Genomic DNA, 20448 nt, shown 5'->3' with positions numbered 1-20448 from the left:
CACTGATTCGGGCTGCCGGCAGGCTTTGCACGCGGCGTCCGGTTTCGTGCAGCGGTGGCTTTGCGCAGGTTGCGGGCGTGGGTCCTCAAGGGGAGCCATGGTCGGCTGCCATGCCGATGGCGCCTCGCCAATTGCGGCCACAGGCTGGCCTTAGGACAGGACGGACGCGGGAATGAGACGGGCAAGGCAGGTCGGACGGGAGATGAACGGAGCGGTCCGCTTTCTCCTGCCTGGGCTTGCCGGCGTGGCACCGGCCCCCGCCTTCGCTCAGGTCGAGGCCATCTTGCCCGTGCGCGCCGAGTGGTTCAACGCCGGCGGCCTCTCGCTGATCTTCGTCGGACTTGTCGTCTTCGCCACGACCACCTCGGTTCTTTATGTCCGCGAGCGCTCGCGCTGGACCCGGCGGGAAGGCGAGCTCGCCGCCAGCCTGGAGGCGACGCGCGGCCATCAGGAGCGCCTCGGTGCACTGCTCGCAGCGGATCGGCAGGTCGTGCTGAGCTGGCAAGGGCCGAAGGCGAGCCCGGTGGTCGAGGGCGACAGCGGCTTCCTCGGCATCGGCGGTTCCGCACCGGCTCTGGCCTATGGCACCTGGGCTCCGCCAGCCGAGGCAAAGCGGCTCGAACTTGCGATGCAAGCTCTCAAGGAGCATGGCGAAGCCTTCGCCTTCACCTTCAAGGCCAAAGCCGGACGCTATGTCGACGCAGAGGGCCGGCCCGTGGCCGGCCGCGCCGTGATCCGGCTGCGCGAGGTCGACGGTGAGCGCGCTCGGGCGCTGGCGCTGGAGGATGAACTCGGCAAACTCGCCAGCGACCATGCCGCGCTGACGACGCTGCTCGCCGGCGTGCCGCAGCCGGTCTGGATGCGCGCCACCGATGGTCGCCTGACCTGGGTCAACGGGGCCTATGCCCGGGCGGTCGAGGCTGCCGACGGCCAGCAAGCGGTCAAGGCTGGGCTTGAACTCTTCGATCGCAGCGAGCGCGAGGCGGCGACGAAGGCCCGCAAGGACGGCCGCGTCTTCCAGCTGCGCGCACCCGTCGTCATGGCTGGCCAGCGCCGGATCGTCGATATCCTGGAAACGCCGACGCCCTCGGGCTATGCCGGCATCGCCACCGACATGAGCGAACTGGAGGCGGTCCGCGCCGATCTGCAGCGCCAGATGGACGCACATGTGCGCACCCTCGACCGGCTGAAGACCGGCGTCGCCGTTTTCGACGCCTCGCAGCGCCTGATCTATCGCAATAGCGGCTATGAGGCGCTTTGGTCGCTCGATCCGGGCTTCCTCGACAGTGCGCCCGGCGACGGCGAGATCCTCGATCGCCTGCGCACTGAGCGCCGCCTGCCCGAGCTTGGCGACTATCGCACCTGGAAGACCTCGGTGCACGCTGCCTACACCGCGACCCGCGCCAGCGAGGATTGGTGGTACCTGCCCGACGGGCGCACCATCCATGTCGTCGCCAGCCCGAACCCGCAGGGCGGCGTCACCTATCTCTTCGACGACGAGACCGAGCGTTTCACGCTCGAATCGCGCTTCAACGCGCTCTCGCGCACCCAGCGCGAGACGCTCGATTCATTGCGCGAAGGCGTCGCCGTGTTCGGATCAGACGGCCGCCTCAAGCTCTCCAATCCCGCCTTCGCCCAGCTCTGGAAGCTTTCGTCCGAGCGTGTCGCCGCTGCCCCCCACATCGATGAGGTCGTGTCCCTGAGCCGGCCGCTCTTCCCGGACGACGCGGTCTGGACCGAGATCCGCAGCGCGGTTGCCGGCGTGCGCGATGCGCGCGAGGATTATCGCTGCCATATGGAGCGCCGCGACGGCATGGTGCTCGACTGCACCGCCGCGCCGCTGCCCGATGGCGCAACGCTGATCACCTTCGCCGACGTCACCGCCGGCGTGAACGTCGAGCGGGCGCTGACCGAGCGCAACGAGGCGTTGGAGAAGGCTTCGCGGTTGCGCGAGGAATTCGTCCATCATGTCTCCTACGAATTGCGCTCGCCGCTGACCAACATCATCGGCTTCGCGCAATTGCTCGGGGAGGAGACGGTCGGGCCACTGAACGACAAGCAACGCGACTATTCCGGCCACATTGTTCGCTCCTCCGGCGCGCTGCTCGCCATCATCAATGACATTCTCGACCTCGCCTCGATCGACAATGGCGCGCTCGCGCTCGATCTCGCGGAGGTCGACGTGGCCCAGACCATCGCCCAGGCCGCGACCGGCCTGCAGGACCGCCTCGCCGACAGCAAGCTCAAGCTGCAGGTCGACATCGCGCCTCAGACCGGGCCCCTGCGCGCCGATCCCAAGCGCCTGCGCCAGATCCTGTTCAACCTGCTCTCGAACGCGATCGGCTTCTCCCAGCCCGGCCAGACCATCCGCGTCAGCGCTGGGCGGATCGGCGGCGAAATCCGCATCACCGTCGCCGACGAAGGCCGCGGCATCCCGGACGAGGTCAAGGAGAAGGTGTTCGACCGGTTCGAGAGCCATTCGCTCGGCTCGCGCCATCGCGGTGTCGGGCTCGGCCTGTCGATGGTGCGTTCGATCGTCGAACTGCATGGCGGCCGTGTCGAGCTCGATTCCGCTCTCGGCCAGGGCACGCGCGTCACCGCCGTCTTTCCGCCTGAGGGCATGCGCATCTCGGATGCCGCCGAATGAGTGACGAGGCCGCGCGAGCGGGCAGCCACACCGTCGTTCTGTCGAGCGAAGCCGCGACGGTACGCCTGGCCCAGGACATCGCCGATATCCTGAAGACCGGCGACATCGTCGCGCTTTCAGGCCATCTCGGCGCCGGCAAGTCGCTGCTGGCCCGCGCCATGCTGCGCCGCCTCGTGGGCGATCCCGCTTTGGAAGCGCCGAGCCCGACCTTCACTCTGGTGCAGAGCTATGACAGCCCGCGCGGGCTTCTGCTGCACGCCGACCTCTACCGCGTTCGCAATCCCGACGAGCTCGACGATATTGGCCTGGTCGAGGATCTCGATCTTGCGATCACCATCGTCGAATGGCCGGATCGAGCCGGCACGCGGCTGCCGGCGGGCCGGCGGCTCGACATCGTGCTCGAGGTCGATCCCGAGAATCCCGAGCAGAGCCGGATCGCGACACTGTCCGGCGGCGTGCTCTGGCGCCAGCGGCTGGCGCTTGCGATCGGCGCGCGGCAGCTGATCGACGAGGCCGGCTGGAGCGAGGCAAGGCGTGAGTTCATGCTCGGCGATGCCTCGAGCCGCGCCTATGAACGCCTGAGCAGGCCTTCGGGCGAGACCGCGATCCTGATGATCTCGCCGCCGCGTCCGGACGGGCCGGCGATCCGCCAGGGCAAGTCCTATAGCGCCATCGCCCATCTCGCCGAATCCGTCGACGCCTTCGTCGCCATGGACAAGGGTTTGCGGTCGCTCGGCCTCTCAGCGCCGGAGATCCTGGCGCAGGACCTCGTCACCGGTCTCCTGATCATCGAGGACCTCGGCTCCGAGCCGGTGGTCGATGAGGACGGGCCGATCCCCGAGCGCTACGAGGCAGCGGCCCGTCTGCTCGCCGAACTCCACCGGCACGCTTTGCCGACGATCCTGCCGGTAGCCGAGGGGCGCGACCACGTCCTGCCGGATTATGATCGCGAGGCGCTCGCCATCGAGACCGAGCTGGTGCTCGACTGGTATGCCCCGCATATCGCTGGCGTGACCCTGCCGGCGGTGACGCGGGCCGAGTTCAGCCGCATCTGGGAAAAGCTGTTCGACGAGCTCTTCGCGACGCCTGCGACCTGGACGCTGCGTGACTATCATTCGCCCAACCTGCTCTGGCTGCCGGATCGCGTCGGCCATGCGAGGCTCGGCCTGATCGACTTCCAGGACGCGGTGCTCGGCCACCCCGGCTACGACCTCGTCGCGCTTGGTCAGGATGCCCGGGTCGACGTGCCGGCGGCGCTGGAACTGCGCCTGCTCGCCGCCTATGCTGGGGCGCGGCGCGGCACGGACCCGAGCTTCGATGTACCGGGCTTTGCCCGCGCCTATGCGATCCTCGGCGCGCAGCGCAACACCAAGATCGCCGGCATTTTCGCCAGGCTCGACCGGCGCGACGGCAAGCCGGGCTATCTCAAGCACCTGCCGCGGATCGAAGCCTATTTGCGCCGCAACCTCGAGCATCCGGCTCTGGCCGAGCTGAAGGCCTGGTACGAAACCTACCTGCCCAAGCTCTATGCCGGGCAGGAGCCGGCGCGAGAAGAACCAGCGCCGGACGAAATCGACCCTGCGTGAAAGCAGACTCGCCGTAAGGCGATAAGCGCGGGAACCGCTCTCTCACCCGGATTTTTCTGTGAAAGTCACGTCGCCCAAGCTCCTCCCTTCCCCCTTGTGGGGAAGGGTATGGGGATGGGGGTGGTTCCACTTGGTGACCGGCGACAAGAATGGAGTCTGGCAGTCGCGGCAGAGTTATCAGCTTTTACCGATCGCCCGGGCTTTGCGACCCCACCCCTGCCCCTCCCCACAAGGGGGAGGGGTTCCCTGCGTCTATCAGCAAGGCAGGCTTCTCACCCTGGCCCGGCGCCTTGCGTGCCGAGATAGACCGCGTAGATCGACTGGCTCGCCGCCATGAACAGCCGGTTGCGCTTCGGCCCGCCAAAGCAGACATTGCCGCAGACCTCCGGCAGACGAATGCGGCCGATCAGCTTGCCCTCGGGGTTGAAGCAGAGCACGCCATTGTAGCCGACGGCACGGCCGGCATTGCTGGACGCCCAGAGATTGCCCTGCACGTCGCAGCGCAGCCCGTCCGGCCCGCATTTCACCCCATCGACCATGCAGTCCGAGAACAGCTTGCCGTTCGAGAGCTTGTTGTCGGCGCCGACGTCGAAGACATGGATGTCGCCCTTGCCGCCGGGGCCGGTATCGCCCGGGCCCTTGCCGGTCGAGGCGATGTAGAGCTTCTTGAAGTCGGGCGAGAAGCACAGGCCGTTCGGGTCGGGCACCTGCTGCTCGGTGACGACGAGGTCGACCCGGCCGCTCGGATCGATACGGTAGCAGTTCGTTGGCAATTCGCGCTTGTAGGAGCCGATCTCGGGCGGTTGGCCGAGCCGGGGATTGAGTTTGCCGCCGGCATTGCTCGGGCCGCCGGCTGCGTCGGGCGCGCCCTCGTAGAGCTGGCCGCCATAGGGCGGGTCGGTGAACCAGTAGCTGCCGTCGGGGTGCTGCACGACATCGTTGGGCGAATTCAGCCGCTTGCCGTCGAACTTGTCGGCGAGGACCGTCACCGAGCCGTCGAGCTCATAGCGCACGACGCGCCGGTTCAGATGCTCGCAGGAGAGCTGCCGGCCCTGGAAGTCGAAGCTGTTGCCGTTGCTGTTGCCGGAGGGCGTGCGGAAGACGCTGACGCGGCCGTCATCCTCGAGCCAGCGCATCTGCCGGTTGTTCGGGATGTCGCTCCAGACGAGATAGCGCCCCTGCGCATTCCAGGCCGGCCCTTCCGCCCAGAGCGCCCCGGTCCAGAGTCGCTGGATCGGCGCATTGGGCTGGGCCAGCCCCTCGAAGGCCGGATCGACGGCGATGACGTCCGGGTCCCAGAAATAGGTGGTCGGCGCACCGCCGCGACTGAAATCGCGCGGAGGGGTAGTCACCGTGCTCGGCGGCCCCGGTCGGGCGGCAGGAGCCTGCGCCAGGGCCGTGTCGGCGGCGGCTACGAGCGCGCCCGCTCCCGCGACCTGCAACAAGCGGCGGCGCGACAGCGCCGGGCGCATTTCGTCGATCTTGCTCTGCTGCATCTTGACCTCCCTGAGCCGGACTGTCCCGTCCATGCGAGCGACATCGGGGGCGCCGATTGCGGCGGTGACGTGGCGGAAGGTGGCCGTTTCGTCATGACGAGGTCGGCTTCAGCAGGGCTTCTCACCGACCTAAATCGGTTTAATGATATCGAGTCCGGCGACGGCGCCGCGATCCGTCCTCAGGCCGCCAGATCCGCGACGAGCGCGTCGAGCAGAAGAGCGCCTTCGGGCGTCGCGGCGAGGCGGCCATTCGGCTTGCGGGCGAGGAAGCCCTCGGCGATGAGGCTACCGATACGATTGCCGTTGAGCTTGCGGCCGGCCAACCCCTCGAACACGTCGAGATCGATGCCTTCGACGAGTCGGAGGCCCATCAGCAGGTACTCGTCGCCCTGCGCCTCGGCCGAGAGGCGCTCGTTCTCGACCAGTGCGTCGCTGCCGGCCTCGATCCGCTCCAGCCAGGTCTCGGGGCGCTTCTCGGTCGATTGCGCATAGCGGCCATCGGCCGTCACCAGCCGGCCATGGGCGCCTGGCCCGACGCCGGCATATTCGCCATAGTGCCAGTAGACCAGATTATGCCGGCATTCCGCGCCCGGCCTCGCATGGTTCGAGATCTCGTAGACCGGCAGGCCGTGCTTGGCGGTGATCTCCTGCGTCAGCTCGTAGAGCGCCGCGCCCGCATCGGGATCGGGGATGGCGAGCTTGCCGGCGCGGAAGAGCTGGTCGAAGGCGGTGCCGGGCTCGATGGTCAGCTGGTAGAGCGAGAGATGCTCGGCGGCGTGGCTGATCGCGAGTTCGAGCTCGGCCTGCCACAGCGCCGGTGTCTGGTTCGGCGAGCGGGCATAGATCAGGTCGAAGGAGTAGCGCTCGAAATAGCGCCGGGCGATCGCGACTGCATCGAGCGCTTCTTGCGCCGAATGCATCCGGCCGAGCGCTTTCAGGTCGGTATCGTTCAGCGCCTGGACGCCGAGCGAGACGCGGTTGACGCCCGCCGCGCGGAAATCGCGGAAGCGGCCGGCCTCGACGCTGGTCGGATTGGCCTCCAGCGATACCTCGCAATCGGAGGCGACGGCCCAGTGCTCGCCGATCGCATCGAGGATCGCGCCGACCGTGGCGCCCTCCATCAGCGAGGGCGTGCCGCCGCCGAAGAAGATCGAGGACACCGTACGTCCCGGTGCCAGCTCGGCACGCTGGGCGATCTCCCGGCGGAAGGCGGCGATGTAGCGCGCCTGGTCCGGTGGCTGGTGCCGGACATGGGAGTTGAAGTCGCAATAGGGGCATTTGGCCAGGCAGAACGGCCAATGCACATAGACGGCGAAGCCGGCAGCCGCGGTCGGATGCGCCGGCACGCGAGGCCGCCCCGCCAAGGCGGCTGCGATCGTCAAGCGGGCTTCCTCAGGCAGGCGGCGGCCAGCACGTGGAAGGCGCGGGCCCGGTGCGACAGGCCGGGCGAGCCGTCCTGCGGAATGCCGTGCTTCTCTTCCGCCGTCATCTCGCCGAAGGTCTTCCCATGGCCGGCCGGCTGGAAGATCGGGTCGTAGCCGAAGCCGGACAACCCGCGCGGAGCCTCGACGATCGTGCCGAAGACGCGGCCCTCGAACAGCTCCTGATGCCCGTCCGGCCAGGCGATCACCAGGGCCGAGACGAAATGCGCCTTGCGCTGCTCCGGCGTCGTCGCGCCGCGCTTGGCGAGCTCCATCTGGACGCGGGCCAGCGCCGGGGCGAAATCCTTGCCCGGCCCGGCCCAGTTGGCCGAGAACAGGCCGGGCGCGCCATCGAGTGCGTCGATGCAGACACCGGAATCGTCGGCGAGCGCCGGCAGGCCGGAGGCTTCCGCTGCCGCGATCGCCTTGATCGCGGCGTTCTCAGCGAACATGTGGCCGTTCTCCTCGGGCTCGGGCAAGCCAAGCTCGCCGGCCGAGACCAGCTCGACGCCATAGGGCGCCAGAAGCTCGCGCATCTCGCGCAATTTGCCCTGGTTATGGGTCGCGATCACGACCTTGCCGGTGAGGAGGCGGTTCGCGCTCATGACGTCAGGCTACCGTCGCCTTCTGCAGCGCGACCAGCTTGGTGACGCCGCCCTTGGCGAGTTTGAGTAGCGCCATCAGCTCATCCTCGCTGAAGGGCGCGCCCTCGGCGGTGCCCTGCACCTCGACGAGGCCGCCAGAGCCGGTGATGACGAAGTTCGCGTCGGTCTGCGCGCCGGAATCCTCGACATAGTCGAGATCGATCACCGGGTTGCCGGCGACGATGCCGCAGGAGATCGCCGCGACATGGTCCTTCAGCGGATTGGCGCCCTTGAGCATGCCGCGGCCTTCCATCCATTTCAGCGCATCGTGCAATGCGACCCAGGCGCCGGTGATCGAGGCGGTGCGGGTGCCGCCATCGGCCTGGAGCACGTCGCAATCGACGACGATCTGGCGCTCGCCGATCGCGGTCAGGTCGACCACGGCGCGAAGCGAACGCCCGACCAGGCGCTGGATCTCCTGCGTCCGGCCCGACGGCTTGCCGGAGGTGACCTCGCGGCGGGTGCGCTCATGGGTGGCGCGCGGCAGCATCGAGTATTCGGCGGTGACCCAGCCCTTGCCGGTACCGCGCAGCCAGGGCGGCCCCTTTTCCTCGACAGTCGCGGCGCAGAGCACTTTGGTCTCGCCGAAGGTGACCATGCACGACCCTTCCGCATAGCGGACCACGCCACGTTCCAGCGTGACCTTGCGCATCTCGTCGGCTGCGCGCTTCGAGGGTCTCATCGTGCCATCCTGTCTTCTGAATTCGCGGCTTGTAGGCGTTTAACCGGAGAGCGGCAAGGCGAGCCGGCCATGGGACTTGATCCGGCCGCCTGCGCCGGGGACAATAGGGCATGGTCACCAGGCTGTTCACGAGGCGATGAGCGCCCATACCCGCCCGGATTCGCCCGGCGGTCTGGTCGAGATCGACCAGCGCTCGCGCGAGATCTTTCGCCAGATCGTCGATGGCTATCTGAACACCGGCGAGCCGGTCGGCTCGCGCAACATCGCCCGACTGCTGCCGATCGCGCTCTCGCCGGCGACGGTGCGCAATGTCATGACCGATCTGGAGATGGCCGGGCTGATCTATGCGCCGCACACCTCCGCCGGGCGCCTGCCGACCGAACGCGGCCTGCGCTTCTTCGTCGACGGCATGATGGAGGTCGGCAATCTGACCTCGGACGAGCGCTCCCGCATCGAGGCGCAGATCAGGGCCGCCGCCAGCAACCGCTCGCTCGACCAGACGCTGACTGAGGCTTCGGCGCTGCTTTCGGGGCTGTCGCGCGGCGCCGGCGTCGTCGTCACCACCAAGGCCAATGCCCGCCTGCGCCATATCGAGTTCGTCCGGCTCGATGCCGCCCGGGCGCTCGCCGTGCTCGTCGCCGATGACGGTACGGTCGAGAACCGCATCCTGGCGCTGCCGCCGGGCCTGCCGGCTTCGGCGCTGGTCGAGGCCGGCAATTTCCTCAATGCCCGCATCGTCGGCAAGACGCTGGATGAGCTCCGGCGCGAGATCGCCGACAGCCGCGTGCAGATGGAGCGCGAACTCGACGAATTGACCGCGCGGCTGGTCGAGACGGGGATCGCGACCACCTCCGGCCCCTCGGGCGACCGGCATCTGATCGTGCGCGGCCAGGCCAATCTGCTCGAGGACCTGAAGGCGCAGGAGGACCTTGAGCGCATCCGCCTGCTCTTCGCCGATCTGGAGACCCAGACCGAATTGATCGACCTGCTTTCGCGCGCCGAGGCCGGCGACGGGGTACGCATTTTCATCGGCTCGGAGAACAATCTGTTCTCGATGTCGGGCTCGTCGATCATCGCGGCGCCCTTCCGCGACGGCGGCCAGCGCATCGTCGGCGTCGTCGGCATCATCGGCCCGACGCGATTGAACTACGCCCGGATCGTGCCGATGGTCGACTATACCGCCAAGGTGGTCGGGCGCCTGCTCGATGGCGGGCGATGAGGCGGTTGCTGCGCACCGCCGCGATCCTGGCGGGGGTGTTGCTGATGACGGGGGTGGGTGAGGCACAGACCGGGCTGCTCGGAGCGGCCGGTCGTGGCGATCTTCCTGCTGTGAACCGCCTGATCGCGACCGGCGCCGATCTCGAAGCGCGCGACGGCCAGAGGCAGACGCCGCTCCTGCTCGCCGTCGCCGGTAACCACGTCGCCGCTGCCAAGGCACTGCTCGCCGCAGGCGCCAGCCCGAACGCCCAGTCGGCGAACCAGGACACGCCCTGGCTGCTCGCCGGCGCCAGCGGCCGCACCGAGATCATCGCGGCGATGCTGCCGCTCAAGCCCGATCTGTCGCTGCGCAACCGCTATGGCGGCAATGCGCTGATCCCCGCCTGCGAGCGCGCCCATGTCGAGACGGTGAAGCTGCTGCTGACCAGCGGCATCGACGTGAACCACGTCAACAATCTCGGCTGGACCTGCCTATTGGAGATCGTGATTCTCGGCGATGGCGGCCCGCGCCATCGAGAGGTGGCCAGGCTCGTGCTCGATGCCGGCGCCAACCCCAATCTCGCCGACCGCGACGGCGTCAGCCCGCTCCAGCACGCCCGCAAGCGCGGTCAGAACGAAGTCGCGAAGCTGATCGCAGCCGCCGGCGGGCGCTGAGGCCGGCCGGCCTACTCCAGCCAGTCGGTGGCGAAGCGCTCGCGGGGGTGGATGTCGACGGATTCGAGCGTCTCCGGCCCGAGGCTGCGGAATTTGTGCGGCACGCCGGCCGGCACGACCAGGATCTGTCCGGGGCCAGCTTCTATCTCCTCCTCGCCGATCGTGTAGAGCGCTCGTCCGGCGCGCACGATGAAGGTCTCGGGATAGGGATGGCTGTGCAGCCGCGGTCCCTTGCCCGGCTCGGCCCTAACGAAGATCAGCGAGACCTCGCCGCCGAAGCCCTGCACCTCGCCATGCCATTCGCCGGGTGTCTCGGACCAGTCCTCGCGGCGAATGGCGCGGGGCTCTGCGCTCTTGTCAGCCATCTCAGCCACGCGCCGCGATTGCTGCCGCCGCGCCGGCCATCACGCCGCCGGTGACGCGGTTGATCCGGCGCATGGTGCGTGGGCTCGCCACCAGCCGCCGCGCCCGGTCGGCGGCGAAGGCATAGCCGAGCAGGGTGGTGTTGATGATCAGCATGGTCAGCACGGCGACCTCGACGAAGGCGAGCGGCGTGATCGCCTGCAGGTCGACGATCAGCGGCAGGATCGAGACGAAGAACACCATCACCTTGGGGTTGCCGAGCGTCAGCGCGACGCCGCCGAGGAAGAGGCGGACGCCCTCGCCACGCATCGCCGGCTGGTGCTCCAGGCTCTCCACTGGCGCGGTCCAGAGCTTCCAGGCGAGATAGACCAGATAGGCGCAGCCCGCGTACTTGATGACCAGGAACAGGCCATGGAAGTTCTGCATCAGCACGGACAGGCCGAGTGCCGAGAAGCTCAGCCAGACCAGATCGCCGGCTGCGATGCCGAGCACGAAAGGCACGGCCCGCCGGAATCCGGTCGAGAGTGAGCGCGCCACGATCGCGGCGATGCCGGGGCCGGGCGAGGCGACGGCGAGAAAATAGACACCGGCGAAAACCAGAAGTCCGGCGAGATCCATCGGGCGCTGCTCCCTCATGTCGGCTTGTTGGGCTCAGACTAGCAGCCTGCGGCGGACGTGTCCCATCGCCATGCGTGATGGGAGGGATCAACCTGTCTGGCGGATGCGACCGCGGCGCCTCTCGGCGCGTGCCTTCGCGACGGAGCCGACGAAGTCGCCGATCGACTGTTCCAGCGCCTTCGATTGCGACGAGGTCGCTCGGACCCGGTCGTCAACCTGCCGGGCGAGTGCAGCAGCTTCGCTGGCAAGTCCCTCGACGAGCGCGGCATGGCGCGCGATGGCGTCGACGCCCGAAGACGAGCTTTCCGCCCGCTGGGCGATCGAGCGGATATGGCTGGCTTGTCCCGCAACGGACTCGGCAACGACGCCGGCACTGTCCTGCAGTGTCTGCATGGTCTCTCCGAGCCCGCGCACCGCTTCTCCGATGGCGTGTCCGGCATCGACGACCTCGCCGACGCCTTGACGGATGGTCTCGGTCGCGTTGTTGGTCGCAGTGGCAAGCGACTTGACCTCGGCTGCGACAACGGCGAAGCCCTTGCCCGCCTCGCCGGCGCGAGCCGCCTCGATGGTTGCGTTCAGCGCCAGCAGGTTGGTCTGCGCGGCTAGGCTGCGGATCAGTTCGACCAGGTTGCCGATGCGGTCGCTCGCCTGTTGCAGCAGGGCGACGCTGTCGGTGATCGCGTGGCATTCGGCGTTTGCCGCTTGCGTGGCGCGGCTCGAGCCGGCCGTTTCCTGCGAGATACGTGCGCTGGCGAGCTCGAATTGCCGCGTCGCCGCAACGATCTCGGCGACAGAGGCGGCGACCTGTTCCGGCCGCTCCTGCGTACCCGCGAGAGCCGACAGCGTCGCGCCGGCTTTGGTCGAGAGCTGGCCGGAAAACCCGGCGACGTCTCCCATGCTGGCCTCGATCGTCGAGATGCGTTCGGCGATGCCGTCGCGAAAGGCGTTTTCGAGCGCGCCGAGGCGGTCGTTGACGTCACTTTCGAGCGCCTCGTCGAAACAGGCGAGCGAGTAGGAGATGTCGGTCAGCATGATCTTGGTGAACACGCGCAGCGCCACGTCGACCGGTCCCCAGCGCCGCTTCCAGCATGCGACCAGGACAGCGAGGAAATTCGAGAAGTCCTCGATGAAGAACTGCGGATAGTCGGCGAGCAGGATGTCGCGATCATTCGCACGAGCGACGATGCGCAGCTTCGCCAGCCGGTAGCGCTCATCGAATTCGAGCTTGAACAGTTTGCGATATTTCAGCTGCTCGTCGGCGAAGATGTCGAGCTGGTCGAGGTCGCGGCCGAAGGTCTTCACATAGAGCTTGCGCACCGAGGCGTCGAAATGCGGCTCCAGGATCGTCAGCAGGCGGCTGGCGATCGCAGCTTCAGCCTCCGTGAAGGACGGTTGCGAGGGATGCATCACCGGGAGCGTCGCTCAAAATGGTTAACCGCCTTCAAACCTGAAGGCTCCGCCGCTGCGAGCCGCTTTCGCTAGGACGCTTGCCGGACCTCGCCCGGCGTGACCAGGAAGCGCTGCGCCCCATCAGGAAGATCGCCGAACAGGGCCGGATCGGCGCCGGTCATCCAGACCTGGCAGCCGAGCTCGGACAGCGTTCCATAGAGCGCCGCGCGCCGACGCGGGTCGAGATGCGCTGCGACCTCGTCGAGCAGGACGAGCGGCGGCAGGTCGCTCATCGTCGCGACGAGACGCGCATGGGCGAGCACGAGCCCGATCAGCAGCGCCTTCTGCTCGCCGGTCGAGCCCTGTCCGGCCGGGATGTCCTTGGCCGCATGGCGTACGGCGAGGTCGGAAGCCTGCGGCCCGGTGAGCGTACGTCCGGCCGCCTTGTCGCGCGGGCGCATCCCAGCCAGCAATTCGCGATAACGATCCTCGGCATCGAGCGCCGGCAGGCTCGCGACCAGGGCGTCGATCTCGCCCTCCAGCGCGATATCGGCCTGCGGGAAGGGCGAGGCGTCGTCCCCGGTCTGGGCGATGATGGCGGAGAGCCGCGCCACCGTCTCCGCCCTCGCGGCGGCGACGGCGACGCCAAGCTCGGCGATCTCGCGCTCGACCGCGTCGAGCCAGCGCTGCTGGTGCGGGCTCTCCTCGAGGATGCGATTGCGCGAACGCAGCGCCTTTTCGAGCGCGTTCGAGCGCGTGCCATGGCCGGGATCGACCGCGAGCACCAGCCGGTCGAGGAAACGGCGGCGCTCGCCGGCGGAGCCGCGGAAGAGCCCGTCGAGATCGGGCGTCAGCCAGACCAGGCGCAAATAATCGCTGAAGGCGAGTGCCGAGCCGGCCGAGACACCGTCGATGCGGGCGATCCGTGCCCGCCGCCCCTCGGCATCCGGCGGCTCCAGCCCGATCCCGAGCCTTGCTCCGTCATCGGCCAGCGCGATCGAGACGGCAAAGCCGCCATCGCCGGGCTGGCGCGCCATCTCCAAAAGATCGGAGCGTCGGAGGCCGCGGCCGGGAGCGAACAGCGACAGCGCTTCGAGGAGATTGGTCTTGCCGGCGCCGTTCTCGCCGCACAGCGCAACGAGCCGGCCCTCGATCGCCAGATCGAGGGCCGGATAGGAGCGGAAATTCTGCAGCGTGAGGTGGGCGACCGCGGTCAAGACGGCAAACGGATCAGACCCGCATCGGCATCAGCACATAGAGGGCCGAAGCGCCTTCGCGGTCCTGGATCACCGTCGGCGAACCCGGATCGGCAAGCTTGAGCAGGGCGGTGTCGCCGTCGAGCTGGGCGGCGATGTCCATCAGGTAGCGCGCGTTGAAGCCGATATCGAGCGGGCCGGCATCGTAATCGACCTCGATCTCCTCGGTCGCCGAGCCGGAATCGGGGTTGGTCACCGAAAGCGTCATGCGGCCATCGGCCATGGAGAGCTTCACGGCACGGCCGCGCTCGGACGAGATCGTCGAGACGCGATCGACGGAGGCCGCGAAATCGCCCCTGTCGACGGTGAGCAGCTTGTCGTTGCCGGATGGGATGACGCGCTGGTAGTCGGGGAAGGTGCCGTCGATCAGCTTCGAGGTCAGCACGACCTCGGCCGTGGCGACACGGATCTTGGTGGCCGAGAGCTCGACCTGAACCTCGCTCTCGCCGTCCTCCAGCAACTTCTGGATCTCGGCCACGGCCTTGCGCGGCACGATCACCCCCGGCATGCCGAGCGAGCCCTGCGGGGCGGCGGTGTCGACGCGGGCAAGGCGATGGCCGTCGGTCGCGACCGCGCGCAGGACGGGGCGCCCGTCGACGTCGATCGCGTGCAGATAGATACCGTTGAGATAGTAGCGCGTCTCCTCGGTCGAGATCGCGAACTGGGTCTTGTCGATCAGGCGCTTGAGCTCGCCGGCCGGCAGCACGAAACGATGCGCCATCTCGCCGGCGGTGATGTCGGGGAAGTCGCTCTCCGGCAGGGTCTGCAGAGTGAAGCGCGAACGGCCCGAGCGCAGCAGCATCTGGCCGGTCTCGCCGGTGGTCTCCAGCGAGACCTGGGAGCCGTCCGGCAGCTTGCGGACGATGTCGTAGAGGGTATGGGCGGGAACCGTCGTCGCGCCGGGCTCGACCACGTCGGCCGGCACGGTCTCGACCACCTCGATGTCGAGGTCGGTCGCCTTGAGCTTCAGCCCATCCTCGCTGCCGCGCAGCAAGAGGTTGGACAGGATCGGGATCGTGTTGCGCCGCTCGACCACACGATGGACATGCCCGAGCGACTTCAGGAGCGTGGAGCGTTCGACCGTAACCTTCATGGGCGTCTTCTGGCGTGCTGGCGCCCGCGCAGCAAGGTGCGCGGGCGAGAGAATGGCCCGCGACATTGCCGGAGGGCCGGTTCCCGCGCAAGGGTGGGAATGCCCACAATCACAGCTAACACGAGGGCAGGCTCACTCCTGCAGCATGCGCTTCAGCAGGTCGACCTCGTCATGCAGCAGCCGGTCCTCGACGATCGCCTTCTCGATCTTGCGCACGGCGTGCAGCACGGTGGTGTGATCGCGCCCGCCGAAGCGCCGGCCGATCTCGGGCAGCGAGCGCGGGGTGAGCGCCTTGGCGAGGTACATCGCGATCTGGCGCGGCTTGACCACCGCCGCGGTCCGGCGCTCCGACAGGATGTCGGCGCGGCTGACATTGTAGCGGGTCGCGACCAGCTTCTGGATGTCCTCGATCTTGACCCGGCGCGGCTCGCGCGTCCGCACCAGATCGCGGATCGCCGCCTCGGCGGTCTCCATCGTCACCGTCGCGCCAGTGAGCGTCGCATGCGCCAGGATGCGGTTGGCGGCGCCGTCGAGATCGCGGCCATTGGTGGCGACCGCCCGGGCGACATAGGCGATCACGTCCGGGTTGACGTGGAAGCTCGGATGGGCGGCCTTCAGCCCGTCGAGACGGATCGTCAGGATCTTGACGCGCAGCGCCTCGTCGAGCTCGCCGATCTCGACGACGAGACCGCCGGCAAGCCGCGAGCGGATGCGCTCGTCGAGCGCCTCCAGATCGGTGGGCAGCCGGTCGGCCGCGACGACGATCTGCTTGCCGGCGTCGATCAGCGCATTGATCGTGTGGCCGAACTCCTGCTGGATCGAGCGGCCCTGGATGAACTGGACGTCATCGACGATCAAGAGGTCGATGCCGCGCAGCTTCTCCTTGAAAGCGAGCGCCGTCTGCGACTTCAGCGCCGCGACGAAGCCGTACATGAAGCGGTCGGCGGTGAAATAGGCGACGCGCTTGCCGTGCTGACGCGCATCCTGGGCGATCGCCTGGATCAGATGCGTCTTGCCGAGGCCGACACCGGCATGGAGGTAGAGCGGGTTATAGGGCGTCGAGCCGGCCGGTGCTGCCGAGATCCGCTCGGCCGCGGCGAAGGCGAGCGCGTTCGACTTGCCGACGACGAAGCTCTGGAAGGTCATGCGTCGGTCGAGCAGCGTGCCATTGGCGTCCATGGCATCGCGTTCGCCGGACTGATGGGTCGCCGAGGTGGGAGCGATCTCTGCGACGGCAGCTGTGGCACGGGGCTGAGTCATGCGTGCCCGCTGTGCCGGGGTGTCCCGGCAGGGCTCGGAGCTATCCCGCGCCACCTGGCGCACCGAGAGGGCGATCCCATTGAGGGCATCGAGCTCTGCCATGCAATGCGCCCGCAGGCGCTCGGCATAGTGCGCTTCGAGCCAGCTCTTCAGGAAGCGGGTCGGAACGGTGAGATGGACGACGCCATCGACGATGGCACCGATCTCGACGCGGGCGAACCAGCTGGAGAACACGTCTTCGCCGAGCTCGGCGCGCAGACGCCGGCGGACCCTGTCCCAGCGATCCTTGATCCCGGCAGCACCCGTCGGCTCGCTCAGGACAAGTCCCGTCAGCACCGTGGTGGTGGTTGCCTCAGTCAAGTTGCCAGTCTCCATCCGCTCGAACATTCCAATTGCCCCGTTTCAATGCCACGCACTTGACCACCCGTTCTGGGGTCGGTTGTGCAATATTTTCGGTTTTAGAAAAAGCGTCGCTCTCCTCGTCGGCAAAAACGCCGCGAAGCGAGGTCATCCCAACGCTCTTCCGGGTAGTGCTGCGCGCTCTGAAAGGATCAGTCGCAGCTGTGCTTCATTTCAAGGCATTTAAATCTTTGAGACATAAAAGCTCATTCTTCCAACCCCGCCTGGTTGTAAGCCAAAACCATCAACAAATCTGTGGAGAGCCGGTCAAACATCGCTGTCCGCCCGGCGATGAAAAAGACCTTACAGGGCCGCCTCGAACGGGGGCAATATCCCCCTCAGCCGGCTTCACGGATCAGGGGGTGGTGACCCCCTCCCTGACCTACCGGTAAGTGCCTCGCAATCAGTTGGGGAAGTTAAGCTTTTCTTTACCGGCGAGGTCTCGTGCCGGCTCCGAATCTTTTTTTTCGAAGGGTGCGGCCTACCCCTTCCGGGGGAGGGTGATTCCTCAAGGCGAATTGCTTTGCCCACTAAGGTCATGAAAAATATGGAGGAATTTTGTGCGGTCAAAACCTTGAAACGGGGTGGTTTCCGACCTCTAAAACAGCCCCGAAGTCAAGCTGGTAAAGCAGTGGAAAGATTGCGGAATCTGCGTTGACAGCGGGTGTTGCGCCGCAGCATCGGGCGCGCGTTCCGCTGGCGACCCGGCAAACAAAAAACCCGGCCTCGCGGCCGGGTCGAATTCAGCTGAAAGCCGCTCTACGGAACGGTGATCAGGAGGCGAGCGCGCTCACGCGGTGAGCCAGACGCGAAACCTTGCGCGAAGCGGTGTTCTTGTGAACCACGCCCTTCTGCGCGGCCCGCATGATCTCCGGCTGGGCGGCCTTCAGTGCGGCGGCAGCGGCGGTCTTGTCACCGGAGGCGATCGCCTCCTCGACCTTGCGCAGGAAGGTGCGCACGCGGCTGCGGCGCGCCTTGTTCACTTCGGTGCGCCGCACGATCTTGCGCGCGGCCTTCTTGGCCGAAGTCGTGTTGGCCATGGTCTGTCCTCGTCCTCATCGCGGTGAGCGCCTGGCTATCCGCCGGCTGGCACGACCACGAACCTTCGGTTGAAAATGCGAGCGACGGTCCTGCCGGAGCAAGACCGCCGCGAGGCCCGACCCTATAGTTCCTGCCGCGCGCGGCGTCAACGGTGGAATCGCCGCTGCCTTCAACCTGCCTTGCGGCGGACCGCCACGGCTTCGATCTCGATGAGATAGCCATGATGCAGTTCCGGTATCGGAACGACGGCGCGCGCCGGCCGATGCGGCCCGAAGACCTCGGCATAGACCGCGTTGAACTCCGGCCAGTGCGCGGCGCCGACCAGATAGGCGGTGACCTTCAGCACATCGGCCGGGCCGCAGCCGGCGGTGTCGAGCACGGCGAGGAGATTGTCGAGTGCCTGCCGCGCCTGCACGGCAAACGGCTCCTGCGCGGTATGGCTGCCGTCCGGGCGCGGGGCGAGCTGGCCGGAGACGAAGACCAGATCCTTGTAGGCGACCGCTTGCGAATAGTGCCCTGCCGGCGCCGGTACCTGCGGCGAGAGGATCGTCTCGATCTGGCTCATGCGCCGTCTCCGATGAAGCGCGCGAAGCTGGCGAGATCGACATTGCCGCCGCTGATGATGACGCCGACGCGCTTGCCCTCGACAGGCACCGCCCCCGTGAACGCCGCCGCCGCGGCAAGGCAGCCGGTCGGCTCGACCACGAGCTTCATCCGCTCGGCGAAGAAGCGCATCGTCGCGACGAGCGCCGCATCCGGCACCGTGACGATGTCCTCGACGAGATCGCGGATGATCGGGAACGTATAGTCGCCGAGGAAGGCGGTCTGGGCGCCGTCGGCGATGGTCTTGGGCACGTCGATCTTGACGATTTCGCCCTTGCGCAGCGATTGCTGGCCGTCATTGCCGGCCTCCGGCTCGACGCCGTAGACTTTGCAGCCGGGATTGAGCGCTTTCGCCGCGAGCAGTGCGCCGGCCAGGAGCCCGCCGCCGCCGAGGCAGACCAGCAGCACGTCGAGCTCGCCAGCCTCCTCGATTAGCTCCTTGGTCGCTGTACCCTGCCCGGCGATCACCTCGGGATGGTCGTAGGGCGGGATCAGCGTCAGCCCGCGTTCGGCCGCCAGCCGGTCGCCGAGCTCGAGCCGATCCTGACTATAGCGGTCATAGGTCACGATCTCGGCGCCATAGCCCTTGGTCGCCGCGACCTTCGCTGCGGGGGCATCGAGCGGCATGATGATCGTCGCCGGCGCACCGAGCAGCTTGCTGGCATAGGCGATCGCCTGGGCATGGTTGCCGGAGGAATAGGTCAGCACACCCGCCTTGCGCTGCTCGGGCGTGAGCGCCGCGATGGCGTTGTAGCCGCCGCGGAACTTGAAGGCGCCCATGCGCTGCAGGTTCTCGGCCTTGAAGACGAGATTGGCGCCGGTGCGTTCGTTTGCCGTGCGAGAGGTCAGCGCCGGGGTGCGGTGGGCGACGCCGGCGATGCGCTGCGCCGCCGCCTCGACATCGGCATAGGTCGGCAGCGCGATGCCGTCGGTGAGGGAGCTGGCTGCGGCGGTCATGGCGAATCCTGCATGCTTCAAGAGTGCAGGCCATGGTGTCAGCAGCGCCGCCGGCCTTTCAAGTGAAAGAACGTGACCCCGGCCATGCATGGCGCTGATCGGCCGGGGTTGCAGGGTCTCAGCGGTTCTTGAACTCCGGCTTCCGCTTCTCGATGAAGGCGGCCATGCCTTCCTTTTGGTCATGGGTGCCGAACAGCGCCGAGAAGACGCGGCGCTCGAAGCGTAGGCCCTCGGCCAGCGTCGTCTCGAAGGCCCGGTTGACCGATTCCTTGGCTGAAAGCAGCGAGGGCAGTGACTTGCCCGCGATCTGCTCGGCCGCTTTCAGCGTCTCGGCCATGAGATCGGCGAGCGGAACGATGCGGGCGACGAGCCCGGCGCGTTCGGCTTCCTCCGCGCCCATCATCCGGCCGGTGAGGCACAGATCCATCGCCTTGGCCTTGCCGATCGCATGGGTCAGGCGCTGGGTGCCGCCGGCGCCGGGAATGACGGCGAGGTTGATCTCGGGCTGGCCGAACTTGGCGTTGTCGGCGGCGATGATGAAATCGGCCATCATGGCGAGCTCGCAGCCGCCGCCGAGCGCAAAGCCCGCCACCGCCGCGATGATCGGCTTGCGGCGCTGGCCGATCCGGTCCCAATCGGCGAACTTGTCGTCGAGATAGGTGCCGGGATAGCTGCGCTCCTGCATCTGCTTGATGTCGGCGCCGGCGGCGAAGGCCTTTTCCGAGCCGGTCATGACGACGCAGCCGATGCCGTCATCCCGCTCGAAGCCGTCGAGCGCCGCATTGATGTCGGCGATCAGCTGGACGTTCAGCGCGTTCAGGGCCTGCGGCCGGTTCAGCGTGATGACGCCGACCTTGCCCTTCACCTCGACGAGAATGGTCTCATAAGCCATGGCGGCCTCCCGGATGCTTCTGTCGCCGCAGCTTTAGCGGGTGGCGCCGCGGCAAGTCCATGCGCGCCGGTGCAAGGCTGGATGGGGCTGCGCGTTCGCGGGCCAAACCCGAGGAAACATGCTGCCCGGTTCGGGCGTTTCATCCCGTTAGAGCCGGATCCGATCAGATTGGCTCAATCTGATCGGTGAATCCGTCTCTCCTTTGAGTTTAGAGACCGTTTTGCCGATC

At 67.5% G+C, this 20448-nt stretch carries 19 protein-coding genes; 4 read left to right on the top strand and 15 right to left on the bottom strand.

Features of this window, described 5'->3' with window-relative positions; translation table 11 throughout:
* Positions 1-202 precede the first annotated feature (202 nt).
* Positions 203-2647 (top strand): ATP-binding protein, encoded by a 2445-nt coding sequence (locus ACSQ24_RS26690; protein ID WP_436097617.1) that lies wholly within the window; start codon positions 203-205, stop codon positions 2645-2647.
* Positions 2644-4233, top strand: coding sequence for a tRNA (adenosine(37)-N6)-threonylcarbamoyltransferase complex ATPase subunit type 1 TsaE (gene tsaE / locus ACSQ24_RS26685; RefSeq protein ID WP_436097616.1), 1590 nt, complete (start codon positions 2644-2646; stop codon positions 4231-4233). The genes ACSQ24_RS26690 and tsaE overlap by 4 nt, the downstream gene beginning before the upstream one ends.
* Positions 4234-4505: 272 nt before the next feature.
* On the opposite strand, the gene ACSQ24_RS26680 is transcribed toward tsaE, so the two are convergent.
* The 4 genes from ACSQ24_RS26680 to rph form a co-directional block, all read right to left on the bottom strand.
* Positions 4506-5729 carry an SMP-30/gluconolactonase/LRE family protein gene (locus tag ACSQ24_RS26680; protein ID WP_436097615.1) on the bottom strand — a complete coding sequence of 408 codons (1224 nt, stop codon included), beginning with the start codon at positions 5727-5729 and terminating at the stop codon, positions 4506-4508.
* A 179-nt stretch (positions 5730-5908) separates the two neighbouring features.
* Positions 5909-7111, bottom strand: coding sequence for a radical SAM family heme chaperone HemW (hemW, locus tag ACSQ24_RS26675; RefSeq protein WP_436097614.1), 1203 nt, complete (start codon positions 7109-7111; stop codon positions 5909-5911).
* Positions 7108-7755 (bottom strand): RdgB/HAM1 family non-canonical purine NTP pyrophosphatase, encoded by a 648-nt coding sequence (gene rdgB / locus ACSQ24_RS26670; protein ID WP_436097613.1) that lies wholly within the window; start codon positions 7753-7755, stop codon positions 7108-7110. The genes hemW and rdgB overlap by 4 nt, the downstream gene beginning before the upstream one ends.
* 4 nt (positions 7756-7759) lie before the next feature.
* Positions 7760-8476 (bottom strand): ribonuclease PH, encoded by a 717-nt coding sequence (rph, locus tag ACSQ24_RS26665; protein WP_436097612.1) that lies wholly within the window; start codon positions 8474-8476, stop codon positions 7760-7762.
* A gap of 136 nt (positions 8477-8612) precedes the next feature.
* Here rph and hrcA point away from each other — a divergent pair, with 136 nt between their 5' ends.
* Both hrcA and ACSQ24_RS26655 read left to right on the top strand, forming a co-directional pair.
* A complete protein-coding gene (gene hrcA / locus ACSQ24_RS26660) occupies positions 8613-9695 on the top strand; it encodes a heat-inducible transcriptional repressor HrcA (RefSeq protein WP_436097611.1) in 1083 nt (360 codons plus the stop codon).
* Positions 9692-10348, top strand: coding sequence for an ankyrin repeat domain-containing protein (locus tag ACSQ24_RS26655; protein WP_436097610.1), 657 nt, complete (start codon positions 9692-9694; stop codon positions 10346-10348). The genes hrcA and ACSQ24_RS26655 overlap by 4 nt, the downstream gene beginning before the upstream one ends.
* Positions 10349-10359: 11 nt before the next feature.
* Here ACSQ24_RS26655 and ACSQ24_RS26650 read toward each other — a convergent pair whose 3' ends face one another.
* The 11 genes from ACSQ24_RS26650 to ACSQ24_RS26600 form a co-directional block, all read right to left on the bottom strand.
* On the bottom strand, positions 10360-10713 hold the full coding sequence (locus ACSQ24_RS26650) for a cupin domain-containing protein (protein ID WP_436097609.1): 354 nt from the start codon (positions 10711-10713) through the stop codon (positions 10360-10362).
* A 1-nt stretch (position 10714) separates the two neighbouring features.
* The gene (locus ACSQ24_RS26645; RefSeq protein WP_436097608.1) at positions 10715-11329 is read right to left on the bottom strand and encodes a LysE family translocator; all 615 of its coding nucleotides are present in this window, start codon (positions 11327-11329) and stop codon (positions 10715-10717) included.
* A gap of 87 nt (positions 11330-11416) precedes the next feature.
* A complete protein-coding gene (locus tag ACSQ24_RS26640) occupies positions 11417-12736 on the bottom strand; it encodes a methyl-accepting chemotaxis protein (protein ID WP_436097607.1) in 1320 nt (439 codons plus the stop codon).
* A 71-nt stretch (positions 12737-12807) separates the two neighbouring features.
* The gene (recF, locus tag ACSQ24_RS26635; RefSeq protein WP_436097606.1) at positions 12808-13935 is read right to left on the bottom strand and encodes a DNA replication/repair protein RecF; all 1128 of its coding nucleotides are present in this window, start codon (positions 13933-13935) and stop codon (positions 12808-12810) included.
* 13 nt (positions 13936-13948) lie between these two features.
* Entirely contained in the window at positions 13949-15067 is a 1119-nt protein-coding gene (gene dnaN / locus ACSQ24_RS26630; protein ID WP_436097605.1) for a DNA polymerase III subunit beta, read from the bottom strand.
* A 132-nt stretch (positions 15068-15199) separates the two neighbouring features.
* Positions 15200-16714 (bottom strand): chromosomal replication initiator protein DnaA, encoded by a 1515-nt coding sequence (gene dnaA / locus ACSQ24_RS26625; RefSeq protein ID WP_436097604.1) that lies wholly within the window; start codon positions 16712-16714, stop codon positions 15200-15202.
* The gene (locus ACSQ24_RS26620; protein ID WP_436097603.1) at positions 16680-16838 is read right to left on the bottom strand and encodes a hypothetical protein; all 159 of its coding nucleotides are present in this window, start codon (positions 16836-16838) and stop codon (positions 16680-16682) included. The genes dnaA and ACSQ24_RS26620 overlap by 35 nt, the downstream gene beginning before the upstream one ends.
* A 661-nt stretch (positions 16839-17499) precedes the next feature.
* Positions 17500-17766 (bottom strand): 30S ribosomal protein S20, encoded by a 267-nt coding sequence (gene rpsT / locus ACSQ24_RS26615; protein ID WP_126114587.1) that lies wholly within the window; start codon positions 17764-17766, stop codon positions 17500-17502.
* A 170-nt stretch (positions 17767-17936) separates the two neighbouring features.
* Positions 17937-18332 carry a RidA family protein gene (locus ACSQ24_RS26610; protein WP_436097602.1) on the bottom strand — a complete coding sequence of 132 codons (396 nt, stop codon included), beginning with the start codon at positions 18330-18332 and terminating at the stop codon, positions 17937-17939.
* Positions 18329-19327, bottom strand: a complete 999-nt coding sequence (locus ACSQ24_RS26605) for a threo-3-hydroxy-L-aspartate ammonia-lyase (protein WP_436097601.1) — start codon at positions 19325-19327, stop codon at positions 18329-18331. Before ACSQ24_RS26605 ends, ACSQ24_RS26610 begins: the two co-directional genes overlap by 4 nt.
* 118 nt (positions 19328-19445) lie before the next feature.
* A complete protein-coding gene (locus ACSQ24_RS26600) occupies positions 19446-20219 on the bottom strand; it encodes an enoyl-CoA hydratase (RefSeq protein WP_436097600.1) in 774 nt (257 codons plus the stop codon).
* Positions 20220-20448: the final 229 nt, after the last annotated feature.

This window comes from Allobosea sp. LjRoot237 (assembly GCF_964253285.1).
Lineage (GTDB): Bacteria > Pseudomonadota > Alphaproteobacteria > Rhizobiales > Beijerinckiaceae > Allobosea.
This window is presented reverse-complemented; position numbering and strand designations above follow the sequence as displayed.